The organism is Pseudomonas putida, assembly GCF_009883635.2.
In the GTDB taxonomy this organism is placed as follows: Bacteria; Pseudomonadota; Gammaproteobacteria; order Pseudomonadales; family Pseudomonadaceae; genus Aquipseudomonas; species Aquipseudomonas putida_W.
On the sequence record NZ_CP026115.2, the window covers coordinates 2,961,366 to 2,985,007 of the forward strand.

General features: G+C 62.1%; 23 protein-coding genes, 1 tRNA gene and 2 pseudogenes. 16 read left to right on the forward strand and 10 right to left on the reverse strand.

The features are described from left to right. The first annotated feature begins 169 nt into the window (after positions 1–169). From C2H86_RS13390 to C2H86_RS13450, 13 genes and pseudogenes are all read left to right on the forward strand, one after another. Positions 170–1,414 carry an MFS transporter gene (locus C2H86_RS13390; protein ID WP_430738578.1) on the forward strand — a complete coding sequence of 415 codons (1,245 nt, stop codon included), beginning with the start codon at positions 170–172 and terminating at the stop codon, positions 1,412–1,414. A gap of 19 nt (positions 1,415–1,433) precedes the next feature. Further along, positions 1,434–2,840, forward strand: coding sequence for a NarK family nitrate/nitrite MFS transporter (locus C2H86_RS13395; RefSeq protein ID WP_159412889.1), 1,407 nt, complete (start codon positions 1,434–1,436; stop codon positions 2,838–2,840). Between the two features lie 60 nt (positions 2,841–2,900). Beyond that, complete coding sequence (locus C2H86_RS13400) at positions 2,901–6,671, forward strand: nitrate reductase subunit alpha (RefSeq protein ID WP_159412890.1); 3,771 nt, start codon at positions 2,901–2,903, stop codon at positions 6,669–6,671. Between the two features lie 10 nt (positions 6,672–6,681). Beyond that, positions 6,682–8,220 (forward strand): nitrate reductase subunit beta, encoded by a 1,539-nt coding sequence (narH, locus tag C2H86_RS13405; protein WP_159412891.1) that lies wholly within the window; start codon positions 6,682–6,684, stop codon positions 8,218–8,220. 2 nt (positions 8,221–8,222) lie between these two features. Continuing rightward, positions 8,223–8,975 (forward strand): nitrate reductase molybdenum cofactor assembly chaperone, encoded by a 753-nt coding sequence (gene narJ, locus C2H86_RS13410; RefSeq protein WP_159412892.1) that lies wholly within the window; start codon positions 8,223–8,225, stop codon positions 8,973–8,975. Next, complete coding sequence (gene narI, locus C2H86_RS13415) at positions 8,968–9,663, forward strand: respiratory nitrate reductase subunit gamma (protein WP_159412893.1); 696 nt, start codon at positions 8,968–8,970, stop codon at positions 9,661–9,663. Before narJ ends, narI begins: the two co-directional genes overlap by 8 nt. Before the next feature lie 15 nt (positions 9,664–9,678). Further along, positions 9,679–10,494 (forward strand): peptidylprolyl isomerase, encoded by an 816-nt coding sequence (locus tag C2H86_RS13420; protein WP_159412894.1) that lies wholly within the window; start codon positions 9,679–9,681, stop codon positions 10,492–10,494. Between the two features lie 73 nt (positions 10,495–10,567). Next, complete coding sequence (gene moaA / locus C2H86_RS13425) at positions 10,568–11,557, forward strand: GTP 3',8-cyclase MoaA (protein ID WP_159412895.1); 990 nt, start codon at positions 10,568–10,570, stop codon at positions 11,555–11,557. Positions 11,558–11,692: 135 nt separating this feature from the next. Beyond that, positions 11,693–13,390: pseudogene (locus C2H86_RS13430) on the forward strand (ribonucleoside triphosphate reductase); the annotation flags it as partial. Continuing rightward, a complete protein-coding gene (gene nrdD, locus C2H86_RS28545; protein WP_159412896.1) occupies positions 13,365–13,514 on the forward strand; it encodes an anaerobic ribonucleoside-triphosphate reductase in 150 nt (49 codons plus the stop codon). The pseudogene C2H86_RS13430 and the gene nrdD, both read left to right, overlap by 26 nt. A gap of 49 nt (positions 13,515–13,563) precedes the next feature. Continuing rightward, a pseudogene (locus C2H86_RS13440) lies at positions 13,564–14,285 on the forward strand (anaerobic ribonucleoside-triphosphate reductase activating protein). Positions 14,286–14,414: 129 nt separating this feature from the next. Next, positions 14,415–14,645: a DUF4160 domain-containing protein gene (locus C2H86_RS13445; protein ID WP_159412897.1), complete on the forward strand. Its 231-nt coding sequence runs from the start codon at positions 14,415–14,417 to the stop codon at positions 14,643–14,645. Beyond that, a complete protein-coding gene (locus C2H86_RS13450; protein ID WP_159412898.1) occupies positions 14,633–15,085 on the forward strand; it encodes a DUF2442 domain-containing protein in 453 nt (150 codons plus the stop codon). The genes C2H86_RS13445 and C2H86_RS13450 overlap by 13 nt, the downstream gene beginning before the upstream one ends. 164 nt (positions 15,086–15,249) lie before the next feature. On the opposite strand, the gene C2H86_RS13455 is transcribed toward C2H86_RS13450, so the two are convergent. Both C2H86_RS13455 and C2H86_RS13460 read right to left on the reverse strand, forming a co-directional pair. Then, positions 15,250–15,690 (reverse strand): hypothetical protein, encoded by a 441-nt coding sequence (locus C2H86_RS13455; RefSeq protein WP_159412899.1) that lies wholly within the window; start codon positions 15,688–15,690, stop codon positions 15,250–15,252. A gap of 58 nt (positions 15,691–15,748) precedes the next feature. After that, a complete protein-coding gene (locus C2H86_RS13460; RefSeq protein WP_159412900.1) occupies positions 15,749–15,994 on the reverse strand; it encodes a hypothetical protein in 246 nt (81 codons plus the stop codon). 356 nt (positions 15,995–16,350) lie between these two features. Here C2H86_RS13460 and C2H86_RS13465 point away from each other — a divergent pair, with 356 nt between their 5' ends. Next, the gene (locus tag C2H86_RS13465; protein WP_159412901.1) at positions 16,351–16,698 is read left to right on the forward strand and encodes a type II toxin-antitoxin system RelE/ParE family toxin; all 348 of its coding nucleotides are present in this window, start codon (positions 16,351–16,353) and stop codon (positions 16,696–16,698) included. Here the strand turns inward: C2H86_RS13465 and C2H86_RS13470 are convergent. The 3 genes from C2H86_RS13470 to C2H86_RS13480 all read right to left on the reverse strand — a co-directional run bounded on the left by C2H86_RS13470 (position 16,695) and on the right by C2H86_RS13480 (position 18,064). Beyond that, positions 16,695–17,018 carry a helix-turn-helix domain-containing protein gene (locus tag C2H86_RS13470; RefSeq protein ID WP_159412902.1) on the reverse strand — a complete coding sequence of 108 codons (324 nt, stop codon included), beginning with the start codon at positions 17,016–17,018 and terminating at the stop codon, positions 16,695–16,697. The genes C2H86_RS13465 and C2H86_RS13470 overlap by 4 nt on opposite strands. A 624-nt stretch (positions 17,019–17,642) precedes the next feature. After that, positions 17,643–17,718, reverse strand: a tRNA-Thr gene (locus tag C2H86_RS13475). Positions 17,719–17,815: 97 nt separating this feature from the next. Next, the gene (locus C2H86_RS13480; RefSeq protein WP_159412903.1) at positions 17,816–18,064 is read right to left on the reverse strand and encodes a hypothetical protein; all 249 of its coding nucleotides are present in this window, start codon (positions 18,062–18,064) and stop codon (positions 17,816–17,818) included. 478 nt (positions 18,065–18,542) lie between these two features. On the opposite strand from C2H86_RS13480, the gene C2H86_RS13485 reads away from it, so the two are divergent. Continuing rightward, positions 18,543–18,815 carry a hypothetical protein gene (locus C2H86_RS13485; RefSeq protein ID WP_159412904.1) on the forward strand — a complete coding sequence of 91 codons (273 nt, stop codon included), beginning with the start codon at positions 18,543–18,545 and terminating at the stop codon, positions 18,813–18,815. Next, positions 18,808–19,080, forward strand: a complete 273-nt coding sequence (locus C2H86_RS13490; protein WP_159412905.1) for a DUF3077 domain-containing protein — start codon at positions 18,808–18,810, stop codon at positions 19,078–19,080. The genes C2H86_RS13485 and C2H86_RS13490 overlap by 8 nt, the downstream gene beginning before the upstream one ends. 256 nt (positions 19,081–19,336) lie before the next feature. Here the strand turns inward: C2H86_RS13490 and C2H86_RS13495 are convergent, their stop codons facing one another. The 5 genes from C2H86_RS13495 to C2H86_RS13515 form a co-directional block, all read right to left on the reverse strand. Then, on the reverse strand, positions 19,337–20,542 hold the full coding sequence (locus tag C2H86_RS13495; protein ID WP_159412906.1) for a methyltransferase: 1,206 nt from the start codon (positions 20,540–20,542) through the stop codon (positions 19,337–19,339). 116 nt (positions 20,543–20,658) lie between these two features. Then, complete coding sequence (locus C2H86_RS13500; RefSeq protein WP_159412907.1) at positions 20,659–21,348, reverse strand: ABC transporter permease; 690 nt, start codon at positions 21,346–21,348, stop codon at positions 20,659–20,661. A gap of 1 nt (position 21,349) precedes the next feature. Further along, a complete protein-coding gene (locus tag C2H86_RS13505; protein WP_103448623.1) occupies positions 21,350–22,042 on the reverse strand; it encodes an ABC transporter permease in 693 nt (230 codons plus the stop codon). 54 nt (positions 22,043–22,096) lie between these two features. Then, the gene (locus C2H86_RS13510; RefSeq protein WP_103448624.1) at positions 22,097–22,849 is read right to left on the reverse strand and encodes an ABC transporter substrate-binding protein; all 753 of its coding nucleotides are present in this window, start codon (positions 22,847–22,849) and stop codon (positions 22,097–22,099) included. 11 nt (positions 22,850–22,860) lie between these two features. Further along, positions 22,861–23,634: an ABC transporter ATP-binding protein gene (locus tag C2H86_RS13515; protein ID WP_159412908.1), complete on the reverse strand. Its 774-nt coding sequence runs from the start codon at positions 23,632–23,634 to the stop codon at positions 22,861–22,863. Positions 23,635–23,642: the final 8 nt, after the last annotated feature.

Genomic DNA, 23,642 nt, shown 5'->3' on the forward strand with positions numbered 1-23,642 from the left:
ACTATCTGATTAACAAGGTTTATTTCTTGTTTATCGGGCCTACCACTTTGGTGGTAGCTGCGTTCATGGTAGGCCAGCCGGCGCCCCCCGCACCTTGACGCAGGTCAATCGCCGCCGGGCGGCATGCTCCTAGCCTGCGCGTGTAATGTCGCCCTGGAGAGCGTTCATCATGCAACGCAACGTACAACAGGGGCTGGTGCTCGGGATGAGCACCACTGCATTCACCATCTGCTTCATGGTGTGGATGATGTTCGCGGTGCTTGGGGTGCCTATCAAGGATCTGCTCGACCTCAACGAAACTCAGTTCGGTCTGCTGGCCGCCACTCCGGTGCTCAGCGGTTCGCTGGTGCGCCTTCCACTGGGCATGCTTGGCGACCGCTTCGGCGGGCGCATCGTGTTCTTCGTGCTGATGCTGGTGTGCGTGTTGCCGATCTACCTGATCGGCGATGCCACCGAGTATTGGCAGTTTCTGCTGCTGGGGCTGTTCGTCGGCCTGGCCGGAGGCTCGTTTTCGGTGGGCATCGCCTATGTCGCCAAGTGGTTCGACAAGGCCAACCAGGGCCTGGCGATGGGCATCTTTGGCGCGGGTAATGCGGGTTCGGCGCTGACCAAGTTCCTGGCCCCGGCGATCATCGCCGCCGCCAGCTGGCAGATGGTGCCCAAGGTGTTCTCGGCGATCCTGTTCGTCACTGCGGTGATGTTCTGGTTCTTCACCTATGACGACAAATCGCACCGGGTCGCTTCCAGCGTGTCGCTGCGCGAACAGCTGGCCACCTTGAAAGACCCGCGGGTATGGCGTTACTGCCAGTACTACTCGATCGTCTTCGGCGGCTATGTCGCCCTGGCGCTGTGGATGACTCAGTACTACGTCGGCGAATACGGCTTCAGCCTGCAGACCGCCGCCTTGCTCGCCGCCTGCTTCTCGCTCCCCGGGGGTGTGCTGCGCGCTGTCGGCGGCTGGATGTCCGATCGTTGGGGGGCGCACAGCGTGACCTGGTGGGTGATGTGGGTGAGCTGGGTGTGCCTGTTCCTGCTTTCGTACCCCCAGACCGACATCACCCTGCACACCGTCGATGGCCCACGCAGCTTTCACCTTGGCCTCAATGTCTGGGTGTTCACCGCGCTGATGTTCATCGTCGGGGTGGCCTGGGCATTCGGCAAGGCCTCGGTGTTCAAGTACATCGCCGACGAGTTCCCAGACCGCATGGGCGCAGTGTCGGGCATCGTCGGCCTGGCCGGGGGCCTGGGTGGCTTCGTGCTGCCGATCCTGTTCGGCGTGCTGGTCGACCTGATTGGCGTGCGCAGCTCCAACTTCATGCTCCTGTACGGCGTCGTCTGGGTCTCGCTGATCTGGATGTACTTCAGCGAGGTGCGCAAGGCACCGCTGCTGGGCACCACGCAATCCGATTCCTGAAACCTCAAGGAGACTGACCATGTCGGCATCCAACAACTCCGCCGTGGGCGGCCAGGCCCGGCCTGGCCCGGTGATCGAAGACTGGCGCCCGGAAAACCCGCAGTTCTGGAGCGCGACGGGCAAGGCCATCGCCAACCGCAACCTGTGGATATCCATCGCCGCGCTGTTCCTGGCCTTTGCCCTGTGGATGATCTGGAGCACCGTGATCGTGCGCATGAGCGCTGCGGGCTTTAGTTTCAGCACCGACCAGCTGTTCTGGCTGGCGGCGCTGCCAGGCCTGTCTGGCGCCACCTTGCGGGTGTTCTATTCGTTCATCGTGCCTGTGTTCGGCGGCCGGCGCTGGACCGCGCTGAGTACCGCCTCGCTGCTGATCCCGGCACTGTGGATGGGCATGGCGCTGCAGGACACCAGCACGCCTTACAGCGTGTTCGTGATCATCGCCCTGCTGTGCGGGTTTGGCGGCGGCAACTTCGCCTCGTCGATGTCCAACATCAGCTTCTTCTTCCCCAAGGCCCAGCAAGGTACTGCCCTGGGGCTCAATGCCGGCCTCGGTAACCTGGGGGTATCGGGCATGCAGTTCCTGGTGCCGATGGTGATTGGCGTCGGCCTGTTCGGCGCCGCCGGTGGCGAGCCGAGCGAGCTGGCCGACGGCAGCGCCATGTGGCTGCAGAACGCGGGCCTTGTATGGGTGCCGCTGATTACCCTGGTGACCCTGGCCGCCTGGTTCGGCATGAATGACCTGAAGTGCGCCAGTGCCTCGTTCAGTGAGCAGGCGGTGATCTTCAAGCGCAAGCACAACTGGCTGATGTGCTGGCTGTACCTGGCCACCTTTGGCTCGTTCATCGGCTTTGCCGCTGCCTTCCCGTTGCTGATCAAGACCTCGTTCCCCGAGGTAAATGCCCTGCAGTTCGCCTTCCTCGGCCCGCTGGTCGGGGCCCTGGCGCGCCCGCTGGGTGGCTGGGTGTCGGACAAGCTCGGCGGCGCGCGAGTGACCCTGTGGAATTTCGTGCTGATGATCGCCGCGGTGTTCGGCGTGGTGGCCTTCCTGCCGCAGGCTGGCGAAGGCGGGCACTTCTTCGGCTTCCTCAGCATGTTCATGGTGCTGTTCATCACCACCGGCATCGGCAACGGCTCCACCTTCCGCATGATCCCGGTGATCTTCCGCACCCTGCATGAGCGCGCCGCCGGCAAAGGCAAGCGCGAGCAGGCGTTGCGCCAGGCAGGCAAGGAGTCGGCCGCCGTGCTGGGCTTCAGCTCGGCCGTGGGCGCCTTCGGCGGTTTCTTCATCCCCAAGAGTTTCGGCAGCTCCATCGCCCTGACCGGTGGCCCGGAAGCGGCCCTCTACGCGTTCATCGCCTATTACCTCAGCTGCATCCTGGTGACCTGGTGGTGGTACGCGCGCAAAGGCGCCCAGACGCCCTGCTGACCGACCCGAATACCTGATTACGGGCGCGGGCAGCCGCGTCCAGCCTGAGAGGATCTGAACATGAGCCACCTACTCGACCAGATGCGCTTCTTCAAGCGCAAGCAGGGTGAGTTTGCCAACGGCCACGGCGAAACCCGCAAGGAATCCCGCGACTGGGAAAACGTCTACCGTTCGCGCTGGCAGTACGACAAGATCGTGCGTTCCACCCACGGGGTGAACTGCACCGGGTCGTGCTCCTGGAAGATTTACGTGAAAAACGGCCTGATCACTTGGGAAACCCAGCAGACCGACTACCCACGCACCCGCAACGACCTGCCCAACCACGAACCCCGTGGTTGCCCGCGCGGCGCCAGTTACAGCTGGTACATCTACAGTGCCAACCGCCTGAAATACCCCAAGGTACGCAAGCCGCTGCTCAAGCTGTGGCGCGAGGCGCGTCGCACGCTGGCACCGGTCGAAGCCTGGGCCAGCATCGTCAGCGACCCGGCCAAGGCCGAGTCGTACAAGAGCCAGCGCGGCATGGGCGGCTTCGTGCGTTCCAGCTGGGAGGAAGTCAACGAGATCATCGCCGCTGCCAACGTGCACACCGTCAAGGCGCATGGCCCGGACCGGGTGGTGGGCTTCTCGCCGATCCCGGCGATGTCGATGGTCAGCTATGCCGCCGGTGCCCGCTACCTGTCGTTGATCGGTGGCGTGTGCCTGTCGTTCTACGACTGGTACTGCGACCTGCCGCCAGCCTCGCCGCAAGTGTGGGGTGAGCAGACCGACGTGCCGGAGTCGGCCGACTGGTACAACTCCAACTACATCATCGCCTGGGGTTCCAACGTTCCGCAGACCCGCACCCCGGATGCGCACTTCTTCACCGAGGTGCGCTACAAGGGCACCAAGACCGTGGCCATCACCCCGGACTACGCCGAAGTGGCCAAGCTCACCGACCTTTGGCTCAACCCCAAGCAAGGCACCGATGCCGCGCTGGCCCAGGCTTTCGCGCATGTCATCTTCAAGGAATTCCACCTCGATACGCCGAGCGACTACTTCCGCGACTATGCCAGGCGCTACACCGACCTGCCGATGCTGGTGCTGCTCGAAGAGCGGGGCGAAGGCTACAGCGCCGACCGCTTCCTGCGCGCATCGGACCTTGCCGACAACCTTGGCCAGGCCAACAACCCCGAGTGGAAGACCATTGCCGTCGATGACATCAGCGCCGGCCTGGTGTCGCCACAGGGTGCCATCGGCTACCGCTGGGGCGAGAAGGGCAAGTGGAACATCGAAGCCCGGGAAGGCGGTGGAGGCCGCGACACCATTCTGCGCCTGAGCCTGCTCGGCGACGGTGAAGCGGCGCAGGTGGCGTTCCCGTATTTCGGCGGCCAGTACCACGAGCACTTCGCCGCTGCCCCCGGTGACGAGATCCAATTGCGCCGGGTACCGGTGCGCAGCCTGACCCTGGCCGACGGCCGCCAGGCCAAGGTGGCCACGGTGTTCGACCTGATGGCCGCCAACCTCGGCATCGACCGTGGCCTGGGCGGTGGCAACGTCGCCAGCAGCTACGATGATGCCAGCGTGCCGGGCACGCCGGCCTGGCAGGAGCAGATCACCGGTGTGTCGCGGGAAAAGGCGATCCAGGTGGCCCGCGAATTTGCCGAGAACGCCGACAAGACCCATGGCCGCAGCATGATCATCGTCGGTGCGGCGATGAACCACTGGTACCACATGGACATGAATTACCGCGGGCTGATCAACATGCTCATGCTCTGCGGTTGCGTTGGCCAGACCGGCGGCGGCTGGGCCCACTACGTCGGCCAGGAAAAACTGCGCCCGCAATGCGGCTGGCTGCCACTGGCCTTCGGCCTGGACTGGAGCCGCCCGCCACGGCAAATGAATGGCACCAGTTTCTTCTATAACCACAGCTCGCAGTGGCGCCACGAGAAAATGAGCATCCACGAGGTGCTTTCGCCGCTGGCCGACAAGTCGCAGTTCCCCGAGCACATGCTCGACTACAACATCCGCGCCGAGCGCGCCGGCTGGTTGCCCAGTGCACCGCAGCTCAACCGCAACCCGCTGCAGGTCACCCGTGATGCCGCCGCTGCCGGCATGCCGGCCAAGGACTATGTACTCAAGTCGTTGCAGGATGGCTCGCTGCGCTTCGCCTGCGAGCAGCCGGACAACCCGGCCAACTTCCCGCGCAACATGTTCATCTGGCGCTCCAACCTGCTGGGCAGCTCGGGCAAGGGCCACGAGTACATGCTCAAGTACCTGCTCGGTACCCGTAATGGCGTGATGAACGAAGACCTCGGCAAGCGTGGCGGCTTCAAGCCCAACGAGGCCGAATGGGTGGAAGAGGGGGCCATCGGTAAGCTCGACCTGGTCACCACCCTGGACTTCCGCATGTCGTCGACCTGCATGTATTCCGACATCGTCCTGCCGACCGCGACCTGGTACGAGAAGGACGACATGAACACCTCGGACATGCACCCGTTCATCCACCCGCTGTCGGCGGCCATCGACCCAGCCTGGGAAGCACGTTCGGACTGGGAGATCTACAAAGGCATCGCCAAGGCCTTCTCGGCCATGAGCGAAGGCCAGCTTGGCGTCGAGCAGGACCTGGTCACCGTGCCGCTGCTGCATGACAGCCCCGGCGAGCTGGCCCAGCCGTTTGGTGGCAGCGACTGGAAGACCGAGGGCGTGGCCCCGGTGCCTGGCCTGAATTGCCCGAACATGACCGTGGTCGAGCGCGACTACCCGGCCACCTACAAGAAGTTCACCTCCCTTGGCCCGCTGCTCGACAAGCTCGGCAACGGTGGCAAGGGCATCAACTGGAACACCGAGCACGAGGTGGAACACCTCGGTGAGCTCAACCACACCGTGCGCGACGAAGGCGTCAGTCAGGGTCGGCCGCAGATCGAATCGGCCATCGATGCCGCCGAGGTGATCCTCAGCCTGGCACCGGAAACCAACGGCCATGTGGCGGTCAAGGCCTGGGCCGCGCTGTCGGAGTTCACCGGCCGCGACCACAGCCACCTGGCGCTGCCCAAGGAGCACGAGGCGATCCGCTTCCGTGATATCCAGGCACAGCCGCGCAAGATCATTTCCAGCCCGACCTGGTCGGGCCTGGAAGACGAGCACGTGAGCTACAACGCCGGCTACACCAACGTCCACGAGCTGATCCCGTGGCGCACCATCACCGGCCGCCAGCAGTTCTACCAGGACCACCCATGGATGCAGGCCTTCGGTGAGCAGCTGCAAAGCTATCGACCGCCGATCAACACCCGCACGGTGGACTACGTCAAAGGCAAGAAGCCCAACGGCAATCCGGAGATCGCCCTGAACTGGATTACCCCGCACCAGAAGTGGGGTATCCACAGCACCTACAGCGACAACCTGATCATGCTCACCCTGAGCCGTGGCGGGCCGATCGTGTGGATGTCCGAGATCGACGCGAAAAAGGTCGGCATCGAGGACAACGACTGGATCGAGTGCTTCAACGCCAACGGCGCGCTCACTGCCCGTGCGGTGGTCAGCCAGCGGGTGAAGGAGGGCATGGTGATGATGTACCACGCCCAGGAACGCATCGTGAACGTGCCGGGTGCCGAAAGCACCAAGACCCGTGGCGGCCACCACAACTCGGTGACCCGCGTGGTGCTCAAGCCTACCCACATGATCGGCGGCTACGCCCAGCAGGCGTACGGCTTCAACTACTACGGCACGGTCGGCTGCAACCGCGACGAATTCGTGGTGGTGCGCAAGATGAGCAAGGTCGACTGGCTCGACGGCACCGACGTCGGCGGCCTGGGCGGCGACGCCCTGCCACAGCCACTGCCCAAGGACATTTGAGGAGATAGCCATGAAGATTCGTTCGCAAGTCGGCATGGTCCTGAACCTGGACAAGTGCATCGGCTGCCACACCTGCTCGATCACCTGCAAGAACGTCTGGACCAGCCGCGAAGGTATGGAATACGCCTGGTTCAACAACGTCGAGAGCAAACCCGGCATCGGCTACCCGAAGGAATGGGAAAACCAGGACAAATGGAAAGGCGGCTGGGTGCGTAACCGCGACGGTTCGATCAACCCGCGCATCGGCGGCAAGTTCCGGGTGCTGGCGAATATCTTCGCCAACCCCGACCTGCCCGCCATCGACGACTATTACGAGCCGTTCGACTTCGATTACCAGCACCTGCACACCGCGCCCCAGGCCAAGCACCAGCCGGTGGCGCGGCCACGTTCGCTGATCTCCGGCCAGCGCATGGAGAAGATCGAGTGGGGCCCGAACTGGGAAGAGATCCTCGGCACCGAATTCGCCAAGCGGCGCAAGGACAAGAACTTCGACCAGGTGCAGGCAGACATCTACGGTGAGTACGAAAACACCTTCATGATGTACCTGCCGCGCCTGTGCGAGCACTGCCTGAACCCGGCCTGCGCGGCCTCGTGCCCCAGCGGCGCGATCTACAAGCGCGAGGAGGACGGCATCGTCCTCATCGACCAGGAAAAGTGCCGCGGCTGGCGCATGTGCATCAGCGGCTGCCCGTACAAGAAGATCTACTTCAACTGGAAGAGCGGCAAGTCCGAGAAGTGCATCTTCTGCTACCCGCGCATCGAGGCCGGCATGCCGACCGTATGCTCGGAAACCTGTGTCGGGCGCATCCGCTACCTGGGAGTGCTGCTGTATGACGCCGACCGTATCTTTGAGGTGGCCAGCACCGCAGGCGAACAGGACCTGTACCGCAAGCAGCTGGAAATTTTCCTCGACCCCAACGACCCCAAGGTCATCGAACAGGCCTTGAAGGACGGCGTGCCGCGCTCGGTCATCGAGGCCGCGCAGCAATCGCCGGTCTACAAGATGGCCGTGGACTGGCAGCTGGCGCTGCCACTGCACCCTGAATACCGCACCTTGCCGATGGTCTGGTACGTGCCGCCGCTGTCGCCGATCCAGAACGCCGCTGCGGCCGGCAGCGTGAGCATGGATGGTGTGCTGCCCGACGTCGACAGCCTGCGCATTCCGGTGCGCTACCTGGCCAACATGCTGACGGCGGGTGATGAAGAGCCGGTACGCCTGGCCCTCAAGCGCCTGTTGGCAATGCGCGCCTACAAGCGCGCTGAACAGGTGGACGGCATCCGCGACCTGCAGGTGCTGGAGTCGGTCGGCCTGACCCAGGCCCAGTGCGAGGACATGTACCGCTACCTTGCCATCGCCAACTACGAAGACCGCTACGTGGTGCCGTCGGCGCACCGCGAAGAGGCCATGAGCGACGCCTTCGCCGAACGTTCCGGTTGTGGCTTCAGCTTTGGCAGCGGCTGCGGCGGCAGCTCCGACACCAACATGTTCGGGGCGAAAAAGGCCAACCGTCGCGACGTACTCAAGACCGTCCAGCTGTGGGAGAAATGAACATGCGCATTCTCAAGGTGATTGCCCTGTTGCTCGACTACCCCGATGAGGCGTTGGTCCAGGGCTACGAAGAACTGGCGGTTGCGATCGACACCGCCCGCGAGATCAGCCCGGCGCAGCGTGCGGCCCTGCGGTGCCTGCTCGACGAACTGGCCGGCGACGACACCATGGAGGTGCAGGCCCGTTACGACGGCCTGTTCGAGCGTGGCCGCGCTGTGTCGCTGTTGCTGTTCGAGCATGTGCACGGTGAGTCTCGCGATCGTGGCCAGGCCATGGTCGACCTGATGGCCCAGTACGAGGAAGCGGGTTTTGCCATCGGCGTGCGTGAGCTGCCCGACTACATCCCGCTGTACCTGGAGTACCTGTCCACCCGCGACGACCTGACCGCCCGCGAAGGGCTGGCCGACGTGGCACACCTGCTGGCGCTGCTGGCTGCACGCCTGGAAGAGCGCGACAGCCGCTATGCCGCGTGCCTGCGCGCCTTGTTGCAGATTGCCGGGGTCAACCCACAAACGGTAATGGAGGCAGCCCGCGAGCGTGTGGTGGAAGAGCTACGCGACGATTCGCTGGAGGCCATGGACAAGGTTTGGGAGGAGGAGGCCGTGGACTTCCTCAAGGCTGAGCAGCAGGAGCGTTGCCCGAGCCAGCCACGGGCGCCGGGCAAGGCGCGTGAAGAGGTGCCGGTGCCGTTGCACTGGGTCGATTTCAAGCAAGGCGGGCCGGATACCCCGGCCTGGGAGGTGCACAATGTCTAACGTCAACCTGCTGGTGTTCGGGGTCTACCCGTACATTGCCCTGGCTGTTTGCCTGATCGGCAGCTGGGCACGCTTCGACCTGTCGCAGTACAGCTGGAAGGCCGGCTCCAGCCAGATCTTCAGCCAGACCCCGGCGGACCAGCGCTACATGCGCGTGGCCAGCAACCTGTTCCACGTCGGCGTGCTGTTCATCCTGGCCGGCCACTTCGTCGGCCTGCTGACCCCTGAGGCGGTTTACCACCGCTTCATCGGCACCGCCGAGAAGCAGCTGCTGGCGATGGTTTCGGGTGGTTTCTTCGGCGTGCTGTGCTTCTTCGGCCTGATCATGCTGCTGTACCGCCGGGTGTTCAACCCACGGGTTCGGGCCAGTTCGAGTTTCTCCGACATCATGATCCTGGTGGTGCTGCTGGTGCAGCTGTCGCTTGGCCTGATGACCATCGTTGCCTCCACCCAGCACCTGGATGGCTCGGTGATGGTGATGCTGGCCGACTGGGCGCAATACACCGTGACCCTGCAGCCGCAGCTGGCCGCACAGGCCATCGCCCCGGTAGGCCTGGTGTACAAGCTGCACGTGGCGTTGGGCCTGACCCTGTTCGTGCTGTTCCCGTTTACCCGCCTGGTGCACTTCGTCAGCGCCCCGGTGTGGTACCTGGGCCGGCGCTACCAGATCGTGCGGCAAAAAGGCTGAACAGGAGAAACCACCATGCAAGCGTCTGCATTGATTGCCACCAGCGAGCAGCAGTGGCCGCGGATTACCGTCAACGGCGTGGCCATCGCGGGCGACGCCATTGCCCGGGAGCTGCAGTATCACCCGGCGGATGATCGCGATGAGGCGGTCTTCCTCGCCAGCCAGGCGCTGGTAGTTCGCGAGCTGCTGCAGCAGCGTATTGCCGAACTGGGCCTACAGGCCGAATGCACCGACGGTGAGAGCGAGGAAGAGGCATTGACCCGCCTGCTGATCGAACAGGAGCTGGCGCTGCCGGGTGCCGATGAGGAGATTTGTCGGCATTACTTCGACAGCAACCGCGAACGCTATGCGACCGCGCCGTTGCTGGCCGTGCGCCATATCCTGCTGGCCTGTGCGCCGGACGATGCCGAGGGCCGCAGCCAGGCCCGGGAGCAGGCTACCGTGCTGATCACCCGCCTGACCGAAGACGGTTCGCGCTTTGCCGAATTGGCCCTGGCCCATTCGGCCTGCCCATCGAAAGCGCAGGGTGGGGCGCTGGGGCAGATCAGCCAAGGGCAGACCGTTCCAGAGTTTGAGCGGCAGTTGCTGCGCTTGCCGTTGGGGCTGGCACTGCAGCCGCTGGAGAGCCGATATGGCGTGCATCTGGTGTGGGTTGATCAGCGCATCGAAGGGCGGGCGTTGCCGTTCGAGGTGGTGCATGAGGCGATTCGCGCCGAGCTGGATCAGCGGGTGTGGCAGGTGGCGGTGGGGCAGTATCTCGGCAACCTGATAGGCCAGGCCGACATCCGCGGGATCCTGCTCGATGGCAGCTCAGGCCCGTTGGTTCAGTAACAACCTCAATGGCCTCTTCGCGGCGGTTCGGCGTCCCGACATGCCCGCGAATGCGGCCTAAAGGATGACTTCCATGACCACCCAACTGCTCGACGGCTGCGGCCGCAAGATCGACTACCTGCGCATTTCGGTCACCGACCGCTGCGATTTGCGCTGCATCTACTGCATGGCCGAAACCATGCAGTTCCTCCCCCGTCAGCAAGTGCTGACCCTGGAAGAAATCGAGCGTACAGCCCACCTGTTCGTAAGCCAGGGCGTGCGCAAGATCCGCCTCACGGGTGGCGAGCCGCTGGTACGCCCCGGCATCGTCGGCCTGTGCGAGCGCATCGCCGCCATGCCCGGGTTGCACGAGCTGGTGATGACCAGCAACGGCTCGCAATTGCTCAAGCTCGCCCAACCCCTGGCTGATGCCGGGGTCAAACGCCTCAACATCAGCCTGGATACCCTCGACCCGGAACGCTTTCGCAGCATCACCCGTACCGGAGAGCTGGGCCGCGTGCTGCGTGGAATCGACGCCGCCCGCAAGGCTGGCTTCAGCGCCATCAAGCTCAACATCGTGGCCCTGCATGGGCGCAATTCCGATGAAGTCCCGGCGTTGGTCGACTTCGCCATCGCCAACGGCCTGGACATCAGTTTCATCGAAGAGATGCCGCTGGGCGATGTCGGTCGCTCACGGGACGAAACTCACTGCTCCAGCGCCTGGGTGCGCGAGCGCATTGCCGAGCGCTACAGCCTGATCGACAGCGCCGAGCAGAGTGGCGGCCCGGCCCGCTACGTGCGCGTCATCGGTCACCCGGAAACACGGATCGGCTTCATCTCACCGATCAGCCAGCACTTCTGCGACACCTGCAACCGCGTGCGCATGACCGCCGAGGGGCGGTTGCTGCTGTGCCTTGGTCACGAGCACTCGCTGGACATGCGCGGGCTGCTGCGACGTTATCCAGGGGAAGATGGCCCGGTGCTCGATGCAATCCACCAGGCCCTGTTGCACAAGCCTGCGCAGCACGTCTTCGGCAGCGACGATGTGCAAGTGTTGCGCTTCATGAATGCCAGCGGTGGTTGAAACACTGATATAGGTCATTTGCTTGATCTATGCACAACATATAGTGGTCTAACGATTTATGACTACTAGATGATGTGTTCTGGAGGCCAGATGTACAGGGAGCAAGAGGTGCCGCGCGGGAGGCGGTCGATCGAGGTTGCGCAGGCCATGAACGAGTACCTGTCACGCCAGGACTGGCGCGTGCAGGCCAACGCCAACCAGGGCTATTCGCTGGGTGGCCTGGTGCTCAATGTGTCGGGCAAGGTCACTGCCAATTACTGGCTCGATGAGATCTACCGCGCCGAAATCGGTGACGCGCACCGCGAGGGCGACCTCCACCTGCACGACCTCGACATGCTGGCCGGCTACTGCGCCGGCTGGTCACTGCGCAGCCTGCTGCACGAAGGCTTCAACGGCGTACCCGGGCGGGTCGAAGCTGGGCCACCCAGGCACCTGACCAGCGCCCTCGGGCAGATGGTCAACTTCCTCGGCACCTTGCAGAACGAATGGGCTGGCGCCCAGGCATTCAGCTCGTTCGACACCTACCTCGCGCCCTTCGTACGTAACGACCGGCTGGAATATCCACAGGTGCGCCAGGCCCTGCAGGAGTTCATCTACAACCTCAACGTGCCTTCACGCTGGGGCAGCCAGACCCCGTTCACCAACCTCACCTTCGACTGGGTCTGCCCCGAAGACCTGCGTGAGCAGGTGCCGCTCATCGCGGGTGAAGAAATGCCTTTCGCCTACGGCGAACTGCAGGCTGAAATGGACCTGCTCAACCGTGCCTACATCGAAGTGATGATGGCCGGCGACGCCAAAGGCCGGGTGTTCACCTTTCCGATCCCGACCTACAACATCACCCACGACTTCCCCTGGGACAGCGACAACGCCGGGCGCCTGTTCGAAATGACCGCCCGCTACGGCTTGCCGTACTTCCAGAACTTTCTCAATTCCGATATGCAGCCCAACCAGGTGCGCTCGATGTGCTGCCGCCTGCAACTGGACGTGCGTGAACTGCTCAAGCGCGGCAATGGCCTGTTCGGCTCGGCCGAGCAGACCGGCTCACTGGGTGTGGTAACGCTCAACTGCGCTCGCTTGGGGTACCTGTACCCCGGCGATTCGACCGGTTTGTACGCACGCCTCGACGCCCTGCTGGAGCTGGCCTTCGAAAGCCTTGAGCGCAAGCGCGAAGTGATCCAGCGCTACATGGACAACGGCCTGTTCCCCTATACCCGGCGCTACCTCGGCACACTGCGCAACCACTTCTCCACCATCGGCGTGAATGGCCTGCACGAGATGCTGCGCAACTACACCGGTGACCGCGACGCCCTGCATACCGAGGCCGGCCGCGCCTTCGCCCTGGCGCTGCTCGACCACGTGCGCAAGCGCCTGGTGGCCTTTCAGGAGCGTAGCGGCCACCTCTACAACCTTGAAGCCACACCCGCCGAAGGCACCACCTACCGCTTTGCGCGCGAGGACCGCAAACGCTTCCCGGGCATTCTCCAGGCCGGCACGCCCGAGGCCCCGTACTACACCAATTCTTCGCAACTGCCGGTGGGTCTCACCGACGACCCGTTCGAAGCGCTGGAGCTGCAGGATGCGTTGCAGTGCAAGTACACCGGCGGGACAGTGCTGCACCTGTACATGGCCGAGCGCATCAGCTCGAGCCAGGCCTGCAAGCAGTTGGTGCGCACTGCGCTAAGCCGCTTCCGGCTGCCTTACCTGACCGTGACACCGACCTTTTCGATCTGCCCGGTGCACGGTTACCTGGCGGGGGAGCACGAGTTCTGCCCCCGTTGTGATGAAGCGTTGATAAAGGAGCACGAGCATGAATGCACAGCAGCCACTGCCTGAAGAGAAACGCCAGCGTTGCGAGGTGTGGACCCGGGTAATGGGTTACCATCGGCCCGTGGCCGCCTTCAACCCCGGTAAACAGTCCGAACACCAGGAACGCCAGCACTTCCGCGAGCGGCGCTGACATTCCAGACCTGACGCAGATCTTGTAGGAGCGGCCAACAGGAGCGCCCATGCCGACTTCCAACCCCAATTGCCAAGCCAGCGCCCTGCGCATCGGCGGCCTGCAACCCCTGACCACCCTCGACTACCCCGACCACCTCACCTGCGTGGTCTTCTGCCAAGGCTGCGCCTGGCGCTGCCGCTACTGCCACAACCCTGAACTGATCCCGCGCAACCCCGAGCCCGGCGTTCCCTGGAACGACGTGCTCGAACTCCTCGACCGCCGCCAGGGCCTGCTCCAGGCCGTGGTCTTCAGCGGCGGTGAAGCCACCCTGCAACCGGCCCTGCCCGCCGCCATGCGTACCGTGCGCGAGCGCGGGTTCAAGGTTGGGTTGCACACCGCCGGCATTCGCCCTGGTGCATTAAGCCGGGTGCTGCCGTATTGCGACTGGGTAGGGATGGACGTCAAGGCGCTGGAGGAAGACTGCCAGCTGATCACTGGCGTGCGCGGCAGCGGGCGGGCGAACTGGGCCAGCCTGGAGATGTTGCTGCGCAGCGGCGTTGAGTATGAGTGCCGGACTACGGTGCATTGGGGGTTATTCGATGGGCAGCGGGTGCGGAGGCTGGGAGAGCGGCTGGCAGGGGCGGGGGTGAAGCGGTTTGTGGTGCAGCTGGCGCGGGTGGGGCGGGTGTTGGATCAGGCGTTGGGGGAGGTGCCTAGGCCTGATGGCGTTGAACGTGTTTGGGGTATTTGGGGCAATTGTTTGAATACTTTGAGGTGAAGGAGGTGTGAAATATTGAGAACAGGGGTATTAAGCCGCTGGATGGACAACCAGCTAGTCAGTGTGATGTGAAATTCTGAGCACTCGAGGCCATGGATTCGCTTCTTGTCGTATCGCCAATTTGGCGATACGATCAAGGCATGTCGACCAAATACCGATTTCGCGAAAAGTACCGTATCGAGCTAAGGGAAAGGGATCACCTACCGCCTCACGTGCATCTCACGGGTGGAGGGGTAGACGTGGTGATCAGTCTGGAATCTGTGACTGTTACCCAAGGCAGAGCACCAGCCAAAGTGATGCAAGAGGCCTTAGCGTGGGTCGCGGCCAATCAGGCCGATCTGTTGAAGGAGTGGATGAAATGGCATCGATGAAACGTCCCCGCTTGCGAGCGGTTGAGCCTCGATCAGGCTCCCGTCTAGAGCTTACCTTTACCAATGGTCAACACTTCATCCTGGATATGAGCGAGGCGCTCAAGGCGTATCCGGGGCTGGCGCCACTGGCCAAGCGAAAAGCGTTCGATGGGGTGGTTTTGGGTGACGGTGGATGGTCAGTGGAGTGGCCGGAGCTGGATATTCAGATCGGTGCCGACACCCTCTTGCTGGATGCGCTCGCGCAAACTGCTCCTGATGAGAACACCCGGGTATTCATTCGCTGGCGCCTACGGCATCGGATGACGCTCGACCAGGCTGCCGAAGCGCTGGGCGTGAGTGCACGTAGCATCAGCCGCTACAGTAGTGGTCGGGAAGCGGTGCCACGTACTTTGGCGCTCGCTTGTTTGGGTTGGGAAATGTTGGAACAGCGAGCGGCCTGATTGGGTGTGCTGGGTCAGTTCAAGGTGTAGGCTTTAGTCAAGATTGCCGGGGCCGCGTTGCGGCCCTTCGCGATACAAGGCCGCTCACAGGGACTGCACGGACTCACGTGGGACAGTTGAAATAGAAAAGCCGCCCATTGAGGCGGCTTTTCTCGGCCGGTTGATTATCCAAGTGCACGCCACCACCACCGCTGAAATCTTCCTGGGTCAGCGTAAATCCTTCCCCCAGCTACGCGCACGTAGCAGCCGCCTCGGCCGCGGGCCTTCTGCTCATATGCGAGCCTGATTGTCATGTCCAGATCAAGCTGAAGAACCAGCTCAGATCGTGCATCGACGCGCTTCGGCATTTCTTCATTCAATCCCAGATCCTCAGCCCACCTGGTAAGGCTGCCATCCGCTTCAACCAGGCCCACGGCAGTGATCTCAATTGCATGTGGACTCAAGTTGCTGATCACCACTGTGCTGTCCCGAGGGTCATTTCCCAGCCGCACCTTCACGACTGTCCGGCCCCTCCATAGCGCCCAGACTGACAGCAAAAGCCCGGCATACGCCGGAATTCGGGCACCCCAGTCAGCGCCCTCGAACAGCTTCGTCAGCCACTCCATTCATTCTCTCCTGAATACTGGCCGCCTCTTCCGGGGTGATCAGATTGCCTATCGTTCCCTAAGTGCCGACGCTGTGCCGGGGCCTTTGGCCTTCAAAATAGCCCCGATTCTGCTGCTGATGTAGCGATCGCAAATTGGCTGTCAGGCCTGCGTTGATTTCCACCAGCTTCTCAATGTTGCGCTTTGCCTTCATCAGGTCCTGGCGCAACTCATCATTCTCGTTGCAGAGCATGTTGCACTGATGTTCGAGCAGTTCCAGGTGCGAAGGCATGCCCAGCTCAAAGCCACTGTCATCGATGTCCATAGGACCAACCTCAATACTGGTTATCGATACAGTATCAGTCTTCATGGAGCCGAGCGAGGACACCCGACGACATGGCTGACCAACTCAGCCTGGACCCCGGCGCGCGCCCTCGTCCCCCCGCCACGCCTGCGGGCTAAACGTGTCGGGATTTCTGCACTTCTGCAAAGCGCTCCAGCAAGCTGCCCATAAGCCTGCGCCGGCTACGAACCTCTTGAAGGAACCCTGCGAATCCCTGCGCGACGGGGGCATATCGGGCCAGGGCCACGGGGTTGCAAAACGCTCGACAAAAGGTATGGCACAATGATGGTGCTCACCCAGAGTGGGCGCCCCATTTGGCCACAGAGAGAGACGCCTATTTGAGAAAATTTGCTTTTGTAAGTGCTGCAGCTGAGCGTGAGTACAAGGATCTGCCCGAGGACGTCCAAGACGAATTCGGCAAGGATCTCCGGCGCATTCAGTATGGACAAGATCCCGAGCTGGATATCAAACCGTTGACGACGGTAGGAGCGGGAGCAATCGAACTCATCATCAACGGCAGCCCGGCGTTCCGGTGCGTTTACGTAGCGAAATACGCTGACATGGTCGTTGTGCTGCATTCGTTCGTGAAAACCACGAACGGAACCGATCGCCACGCGATGCAGGTCGCTGACGATCGGATGAAGGAGTTCAAGCAAGAACTCAGGAGCATGGGCTACAAGGTTTAGCAGCTCTGCGCTTGAGAGATGACGATTTGAGGTGGTGACCCAGCATCGTTTGTGGGGAGCGTGAGGCAGGTTCGGAATCCGAGCTTATCGAGCATGTCCATCATGGCGTCCAGCGTGAATTTCTCGATCTTGCCATTAGCGAGTTCGGATACGCGGGACTGGGTCACATTCAACCTAGCAGCGGCCTCATTCTGTTTGAGGCCCATTTTTTTGATGCAGTCGGTGATGAAGATGGAGAGGTCCATCTTTAAAGCCATTTTGCTGGCCGTTTCCTCGTCATGTGTAACGTGGAATGGGCTGTCGTGGAATTGAAGCGCCATTGAATGGCCTCCTCAAAGAAATATCTAAAATTTACGATAAAATCGTAATCCACAAGCAACCACAAGTCAAAAGGTTTCGGCTCAGCGCCTACACAACCTCCCTCGCAGCTACCCCATTCCCTCAAACCTCCTTCGTGCATCAGCACACCACCGCCGGCAATCCTCCCCCTATTTCAGAAGGTCACCTCGGAAAAAGGTAAGTTTTTTCCTTGGGGTGTCTTCGCGCCCCCGAAGCCCCGTCGTTCCTGGGTTTCGTAGCTAACTTTGGATGGTTAGGAATGGTTAGGATTGAGGTTAGGAATTCTCAAGTGCCTGATTATAAAGGGATTTTGTTTTGAGAAACTGACTATAGATAAAGGTAAGGAAATTACTATTACTTAACCAAAATCTAACTTTTAGAGGTCTTCTGGAGGCCAGAAACGGAGAGGGATACAGCCTGTTCGCATGAAACCTAACCGACCTAACCTTTTTCCGATGGGTCAACATCAAACGGCGGTCGCCCCTAGGGGGAGGCTGGTCGAGGGTGATACGCAGATCTGCGCTTGTGCACGCCTCTTGTTACGTCGGTTGTTACGCGCACTGCCGAAACGACATGAAGAAACGCACGTAACACCTTGATAAATATGGTGCCGGCACCAGGAATCGAACCCGGGACCTACTGATTACAAGTCAGTTGCTCTACCATCTGAGCTATACCGGCAATGGGGCGTCATTATAACGATCGGTTGGCGCCTGTAAACCACTTCCTTGCGAAAGCGTGAAAATAGCCTAAGTCACCGGCCTAAAAGGATATTTTCTTACCAGCCGCGGTGGATGGTGTTGACGCTCGGCTCGCTCTTGCCGGGGTTGAAAAACAGCTTGTCGTTGTCGCAGCCACGCTTGCGGCACGGGCTTTCCACGCGCAGGGGCAGGCCGTTGTCGCCGCCCAGTTGCATGCCGGGGGTGTTCCAGTCCAGGTTGCTGGCGGGGTGCGGGGCAGGGCTGTTGCTGCAGGCGCCCACGGTCAGGGTGAAGGCCAGCAGGGCAAGGGATTTGGCTTGGGTCACGATGGTGTAGTCCGTTAGTCCATTGTCGGTTCTGGCGCAACGCCAGACGGTCGCAGGGCTGGCGGGCAGCGTGCGACGTGACTTTTTAATGTTTTGGGGGGCGGATGATACACCGTCGGGCCTCTTCGCGGGTGAACCCGCTTCCACAGGGATCGTGGTGATTTTGTGAGGGAATTCTGAACTTGAGACTAAATGCTTCAAGGTTGAGGTATTTGGGAATTATCCTACGCGCGCTCCTGAACTATCGCTGTTGGCGGACAAGTGCCTTGGGGATAACGTTTCCCGGTCGTTTCGGCGACCGGGTGTGAGAACCCGAGGCGAATAAGCGGTAGCCCTTCATGGCGGCCGTACGTGGGCAGACTTCGGTCTGGCCGAGCTTCCTTATTCCCTCGGTTTCTCACCCCCCGTACGGCTGCCACCCTAATCCGTGAGAAAGATTCGGATGGCGCCTCCCTTCTATGGAATAAGGAGTTTTGCCATGAAAAAGATCGTCCCTGATCCGCCCCATCTGTTAATCCAAACCCCATACTTCTCCGTCCACAGTGACATCTCCCCCGAAGACGCCGTCACCCATGGCGCCGAGCTCATCCGCGGCGTCGCCGAAACCATCGATGAACACTGCCGCCATCACGCTGGCGAACCTGGCTTGAACACGCTGACCAACGCCGCCTTTGCGGCCGAATCGGCATTGATCCTGTTCCACCATGCGGTGGCGAGCATGCGCGATGAAGAGGGGCAGACGCATGAGTGATACCGCAAATACACTCGTCACGGCGGGTGTAGAGACCTTCCTGGAAGCAGGAAACCCGACAGTGGATCTGCTACGGGTGCAGCCGGGTATCCCGATCGACCACGCCTACGAGCATGTGTCGGTGTTGCTCGGCTATATCAAACACCTAGTGCGCGAGGGGGATATGGAGGATGACCATAAGCTTTTGGGCGCTGCGGATTATCTGCTGGCCCTGGCCAAAGCGTTGATGAACGATATCGAGATTGCCAAGAACAAGGTGCATTGATTCGAGGGCCCTTCCTCGGTCGCGCCCGCTTCCACAGGGGGCCCATTGCCTAATCGAATTTTTGTTTATGCACAAGAGGCATTGCCGCCTTGCGCGAAAGGCATGCCGCTTCTGCGTACCGCCGGTCTTTGCGCAAACGCCTGTTTTTACTGGGCTTGACGCCCATGCTGGAATAAGCCAACCGCTTGAAATAGCGCTTGGCTCCATCCAGTCATCAAAAGCTTGTTCACAGACTTATCCACAGGTTGTGCTGGGGCTAACGGTCACGTTCGGCGAGTAGCAAGAGGTTGCGTGGGGTGAGCGGATAGTCGCAGAAAGTGCCCAGGCGAACGTTGTAGCCCTGTTCTTCGAGGAACAGGGCGCGATCGAGCACCAGCCACAGCTCCAACGGGCGGCGGAACAGGTTGCGCAGGCGCTCGAGGTTGCGTACCTCGGCCAGGCGCTGCCAGCCAGCGGCCTCCAGCGCGGCCCAGTCCGGGTTGCCACTCAGCTCGACCTGGCGCAGGTGGGCCAGCTCACGGCAGTACTGCTCGAAAGACTTGTCCAGCCAGGCGATCGGCAGGGAAGGGGTGGACAGGTATTCATCGCACTGGCGCTGTTCGCGCTGCAGCAGGTCGAAGCCCAGACGGCGGGCCATGGAGCAGTCGCGTTGATGCCGCACGCGGGCGCTGGCGGTGACCGCTTCGTTCAGAGGCAGGCCGAGGTCGATCATGTTCAGCCGCAGCGGGGAGTGCTGTGCGACTGTGGATAACGCCTGATAGTGCTCGCCGGGGATGCGGTTGTAGCAGCAAGGGGCCACGGCCAGGTGGCGGCAGCCTTGCTGGCTGGCCTGGCGCAGCAGGTGCACGTGCAGTTCGCCGCAGGCGTGCAGGGCGACCACGCTTTTCTCGTGGTTCAGGTGCTGGGTGCTGCCGGCAGCCATCACATCCTGGTGGACGTGGGTTGCGGGCAGGTGATGGTGATCGCTCAGAGCCTGACCGGCGGCGACCAGCTCAGGGTTGTACTCCAGGCAGGTCAGCTGCTGGCCGGGTTGCAGCAGGCGCCGGCCGAGGTGGCCTTTGCCGGAGCACCAGTCAAGCCAGTGGCGGGTGTGTTCGCGAAAGCCCAGTCGGCGGCTGAAGGCTTCGATCTGCTGCCATTTGCGGCCGGGAACGGCGACGTCGAGGCGGTGGCCGGCGGTGGGCAGGCCGGTGTCGGGGAGCTCACCGAGGGCTGACAGTTGCTGGGCTTGCGCCGCCAGTTGCGGGAACGGGGCGGGCAGGCCTTTGGGGTCGATATCGGCTTCGGCATCGGCCAGGGTGCACTGGCGCAGGTGGGCGGCGAGTTCGGGGTATTCGGTTTCCCAGTCCAGGCGCAGGGCGGTGAAAGGCCGGGGTTTCCACAGCGGTTGGTGCTTGGTCAGGAACTGGTCGAGGGCCTGGAAGCGGTCACTGAGTTGGTGGCTGTGGAGGAAAGAAGCCATGGCTGGTTCTGCAATGTGGGATATCTTTGAGGGCCCTTTCGCGGGACAAGCCCGCTCCTACAGGTGCCGCGCAGGCCTTGTAGGAGCGGGTTTACCCGCGAACACGGCAGTGGGGGTTAGCGGCCCTGGCAAGCGTCCACGCGCAACCAGCGCTCCAGCAGCTTGAAGCCTTGCACCAGCACGAACGAGATCACCAGGTAGAACACCCCGGCGGCGAAGAATATCTCCACCGGCAGGTAGGTCCGGGCAATGATGGTACGGGCCATGCCGGTCAGCTCCAGCAGGGTCACGGTACTGGCCAGGGCACTGGCCTTGAGCATCAGGATCACTTCGTTGCTGTAGGCCGGCAGGCCGATGCGCGCGGCACGTGGCAGCATGATGTAGAACAGCGTCTTGCCCCGCGACATGCCCAGCGCCCGCGCCGCCTCGATCTCGCCCTTGGGGATCGACTGCAGCGCACCGCGCAGGATCTCGGCGATGTAGGCGGCAGTGTGCAGGGTCATGGTCAGCACCGTGCACCAGAACGGATCGCGAAGGTACGGCCACAGCGAGCTGGAACGTACCGCATCGAACTGCGCCAGGCCGTAATACACCAGGAACAGCTGCACCAGCAGTGGCGTGCCACGGAAGAAGAAGATGTAGCTGAACGGCACGGCGCGCACGTACCAGTGGCGCGAGGAGCGGGCGATACCCAGCGGGATGGCCAGGATCAACCCGGCAACCACGGCGATGGCCACCAGCTCCAGGGTCAGGGTCGCACCCTGGGCAAGGCGTGGCAGCCACTTGAAGATGACTTCCCAATTCATTTTATTCGGCCCTCGCAAAGCCGCGAGCGGCGCGTTTTTCCATGAAGTGCATGCCGGTCATGGCGATGATGGTCAGGCTCAGGTAGATGCAGGCAGCGACCATGTAGAAGGTGAACGGCTCCTTGGTCACGGTCACGCCGATCTGCGCATGGCGCATGATTTCTTCCAGGCCGATCACCGACACCAGCGCGGTGTCCTTCATCAGGATCATGAACAGGTTGCCCAGGCCCGGCAGGGCGATGCGCCACATCTGCGGCAGGATGATCCGCGACAGGATGCGGCCCTGGGACAGGCCCAGTGCCAGGCCGGCTTCGCGGTGGCCCTTGGGGATCGCCAGGATCGCACCACGGAACACTTCCGTGGCGTAGGCGCCGAAGCACAGGCCCAGGGCGATGACACCCGCGGCGAAGGCGCTCAGCTCAAGGCCAGGCATGTTCAGGGCTTCGCCGAGGCTGTTCATCAGCCCGACGGTGCCGAAGTAGATAAGCAGGACCCAAAGCAGCTCGGGCACGCCGCGCACCAGGGTCGAGTAGAAGCCGCCAAGCCATTGCAGCGGCTTGATCGTGGAAGTCTTGGCCAGGGCGCCGAGCAGGCCCAGGACCAGCCCCAGCAGCAGGGCGCAGAGCGCCAGTTTTACGGTCATCAGGGTGCCGGCCATCATGGCCGGACCGAATCCGTGCAGGTCGATATTCATGGGCAGGTCATTCTAGGGACTTGCGCGCCGCAGGGGCGCGCAGGTCAGGGCGGATCATTCGATGCTGAATGGGAAGTACTTGTCGTTGATCTTCTTGTACGTACCGTCAGCCTTGATTTCTGCCAGGGCTTTGTTCAGATCGTCGCGCAGCTTGGTATCACCCTTGCGCACGGCAATGCCGATCTTGTCGCTGTCCATCACCGGCTCACCCTTGAACTCGTAGTTCATGCCGTCCTTGCTTTTCAGCCACTCGTACTGCACGTACTTGTCGGCAAGGATGCCATCGATACGACCGGAAACCAGGTCGAGGTAGGCGTTTTCCTGCGTGTCATAGAGCTTGACGTTGACATCCGGGAAGTTGTCTTCAAGGTAAGTGCCTGCCAGCGTGGCGCGCTGGGTGCCGATGGTCTTGCCCTTGAGCGAAGCCTTGTCGGTCTTGAAGTCGACATTCTTCGGCGCGATGAACTGCAGCTTGTTGGAGTAGTAGGGGTCGGTGAAGTCGACGGCCTGCTTGCGCTCGTCGGTGATCGACAGCGACGACACCAGGAAGTCGAACTTCTTGGCGTTCAGGGCCGGGATGATACCGTCCCAGTCGGAGGTGACCACCGAGCACTCGACTTTCATCTTGGCGCACAGGGCGTCGCCGATGTCCTTGTCGAAGCCGACGACGTTACCGCTGGCATCCTTGTTGTTGAATGGTGGGTAGGCGGCTTCGATACCCATGCGCAGTTTTTCCGCGGCCATGGCGTTTGCCGACATCACCAGGGTGGCAGCGGCTGCCAGGAGGAACTTCTTGTAAGTGTGCATGTATTGCTCCGTTAGCGGTGGCTGGACATGAATTGCTTGCAACGCGCCGAGGTCGGGTTCTCGAAGACCTGCTGCGGCGATCCTTGCTCTTCAACCAGGCCCTGGTGCAGGAAAACCACTTCACTGGACACCTGGCGGGCAAAGTTCATCTCGTGCGTCACCAGCAGCATGGTACGGCCTTCTTCGGCCAGTGCGCGGATAACGTTAAGCACTTCCTGGACCATTTCCGGATCGAGCGCCGAGGTCGGCTCGTCGAACAGGATGACCTTGGGCTTCATGGCCAGGGTGCGGGCGATGGCAGCACGCTGTTGCTGGCCACCGGAAAGCTGGGCGGGGTAGCTGTGGCGCTTGTCGTAGATGCCGACCTTGTTCAGCAGCGCTTCGGCGGCTTGGATGGCCTCGGCCTTGCTTTGGCCAAGCACGCGGCGTGGCGCCTCGATGATGTTGTCGAGGATCGACATGTGCGGCCACAGGTTGAAGTTCTGGAAGACGAAGCCGATCTCGCTGCGCAGGCGGTTGATCTGGCGGTTGTCGGCGGCGATCAGGTCGCCGTTTTTGGCGGCCTTGAGCTTGAGGCTTTCGCCAGCAACGAGGATTTCGCCCTGGTGGGGGTTTTCCAGCAGGTTGATGCAGCGCAGCAGAGTGGACTTGCCGGAGCCGGACGACCCCAGGATGGAGATCACGTCACCGTCGCGCGCGGTCAGCGAAATGCCCTTGAGAATTTCCTGCTCGCCGTAGCGTTTGTGCAGATTGCGGATTTCCAGCGCGGGCGTGGCCTGGGCCATGTGCGGTC